The organism is Microvirga sp. P4_G7, assembly GCF_056401005.1.
In genome coordinates, this window is sequence record NZ_JBFUKD010000567.1 from 1 (window position 1) to 2,445 (window position 2,445).

The 2,445-nt window shown below is 61.2% G+C and carries 4 protein-coding genes; all 4 read right to left on the reverse strand.

Going from position 1 to position 2,445, the window contains the following annotated elements; all coding sequences use genetic code 11:
- Positions 1 to 252 precede the first annotated feature (252 nt).
- Positions 253 to 720, reverse strand: coding sequence for a GFA family protein (locus AC1DT3_RS17990; protein ID WP_477466599.1), 468 nt, complete (start codon positions 718 to 720; stop codon positions 253 to 255).
- A 149-nt stretch (positions 721 to 869) separates the two neighbouring features.
- A complete protein-coding gene (locus tag AC1DT3_RS17995; protein WP_477466600.1) occupies positions 870 to 1,250 on the reverse strand; it encodes a hypothetical protein in 381 nt (126 codons plus the stop codon).
- Entirely contained in the window at positions 1,247 to 1,957 is a 711-nt protein-coding gene (locus AC1DT3_RS18000; RefSeq protein ID WP_477466601.1) for a hypothetical protein, read from the reverse strand. Before AC1DT3_RS18000 ends, AC1DT3_RS17995 begins: the two co-directional genes overlap by 4 nt.
- Positions 1,958 to 2,172: 215 nt before the next feature.
- Positions 2,173 to 2,445: isocitrate/isopropylmalate family dehydrogenase (locus AC1DT3_RS18005; RefSeq protein WP_477466602.1), on the reverse strand; the 273-nt coding region annotated here is incomplete at its 5' end.

The window sequence follows — 2,445 nt, forward strand, 5'->3', positions numbered from 1 at the left end:
GCGTCACTGTGCGCGCCGTGACGCCTTGCAAGCTGCTCATTCTCGATGCCGACGATTTGCGGCAGTTGATCGATGCGAGACCGGCCATGGCGGAGCACATCGACGCCGTCATCCGAGCACGCGGAGAACGTCACGCGGTCTAAGGTGAATGAGAAGCAGGACACCTCAGTTTCGCGCCTGGTCTCGCTTTGAGCCATAACGACGTCGCGCGATTTCTCGGCCACGCCGCTTCCGCGTCATCAAAGCAATGCGCTAATCGTGATCAGGATGCTGAAGGGAACGCGTGCGTTCGCGCTCCCGTGCGGTCGAAGCGACTTCCGAGCGCTCGCCGGGGAGTTCGTGCAAGGTCGCGAATGTCGGCAGCATGCGCTCTATGCCATACTGGATCTTGGGTGCGACCCGCGTGGGATCGTCGAGGCTTCCGATCGATACGCTGGTGCGGTCGGTCTCCACGTAGCGGAAGAACAGCGGCGTCCCGCAATCCCGGCAGAACCCGCGCTCGACGGCCTCGGAACTCTTGAAGGTGCCGGGTGAGGCTTTGTTCCAGACGAGATCCGCGTTCGGTACGCCGGCCAGCGGCGCGAAATAGTTGCCGAAAGCTTTCTGGCACATCCGGCAATGACAGATGCTCGCTTCAGTCGGCTCCGACAAAAGCGCATAGCGCACCGCGCCGCACTGGCAACCACCCCGCAAGACCGCGCTTCGCTGAAGTTTAGGCATCGAGTCGTCTCTCCTGTGGCGCGCCGACATCATCATATGGGGCGATGAATCGGCCGTTCAAACCGTCGGCATGGTGCGGCTTTGGGGGCGTGACTCAATCTGAATTCTGTCGAGCGCGACACGCTGTCATTCCAGGGCCGCGACGCACGCTACCCGGGTGGCATCCAGGCTTTCTCCCTCAGCGCGAACCACAGGCCGCCGGGATCCTCGTTCTTGGCGCCGTTGGCGAGCCATTCGCGGACGACGTTGTCGATGATCGCGTCCGGCGTCGTGCCGTATTGCCGTTGAATGATCCATTCATGGGGACCTTCTCCCCCGCCGACGACAGGGACCGCTCCACGGGACAAGAGTTCGGCGATGCAGCGGCGGACGTAGTCGATTAACGCTTCGCCTTCGAAATCGAACCCGTGTCGTCCTCCGGGAACGATCTGCCACATGCCGACTGCGTCGACAGGCAATTCATTGGCGACCTGCACAATGTAGTCGCTCAGCGTATCCCCATAATACCGATGCGTGGGTTCTTCGCTCATTTTTGGTGGACCTTATAACCGCTGCGGACAATTGGATGATTGTATTCGATGACGTCGAACGTGATGCCGTGCTCTTCGCTTGCTCGAACGCCAAAAATGAACCCATCGCGCCGTCGGTACCAGTGCCCCCGATAAGTGGTGGGTGAGGGTATTAGATCCGCCCCTATGCTGAGCTTCTCAAGCAGCTCGTTGAATTCGGAGGGGGACACCGTCCTGGTGCCGCCGGACGCTCTTTCATACCGCACGCCGATCGGTTGTCCGCGCGGCAAGAGATCACTCTCAGGCGAACGAAGAATGGGATCGCGCACGCCCAACAGACGAAGACGAGCGGAAGCCTGCAATGCGTCCGATTGATTGGCCAGTATTCCCCCCTCTACACCCTCGTAAATGCTGGGCCGGGGCCGCCAAGTTGGGTCGCGTTGCTGTACCTCTCGCACGAGCGCGCGCGCCTGGGCGGCGGAGACATCGAGGCGGGCCTCCTGGCCGGGTGTCACTTCGTGGATGCGGCCGCGAATAATGCGGGTACGGACTGGTACCGAGCGTGGACGTGAGGAAACGGGCTCGACATCCACACCGCCCCTTCCACCCTCGCCGGACCATTGGCCTCCGTCGGCATTGCCCGCCGGAACACGTGGCTGACGTGGGTTGAAGCGGCTCAGCGATAGGACAAGCCGCAGGTATTTCACCTCGAGCTGTGCGATCGCCAAGGCGTTCCGGGTCGCGCTTAGGTCACGGTGCATCGAATCCAAATGCATATCGAACGATCCAACGTTTCAAAACAGGCTGATGTCGTTGGAACAAAAGAAGAACATTGTCAAGTTTCGGAAGCACAAAAAAGCCCGGCCGAGGCCGGGCTTTCGATCAGTTGCGGAGGGTGACAGCCGGGGTCTCGGATCTCTCCGGCCTCCCCTGCGAAGCGCGATTAGGCCGCCATCGCCTTCTTGAGGTTCTCGTCGATCTTGTCGAGGAAGCCCGTCGTGGAGAGCCACTTCTGCTCGGCGCCGACGAGGAGGGCGAGATCCTTGGTCATGTAGCCCGACTCGACCGTGTCGACGCAGACCTTTTCCAGGGTCGCGGAGAACTTCGCGAGTTCCGGATTGTTGTCGAGCTTTGCGCGATGGGCGAGGCCACGGGTCCAGGCGAAGATCGAGGCGATCGAATTGGTCGACGTCTCCTTGCCCTTCTGGTGCTCGCG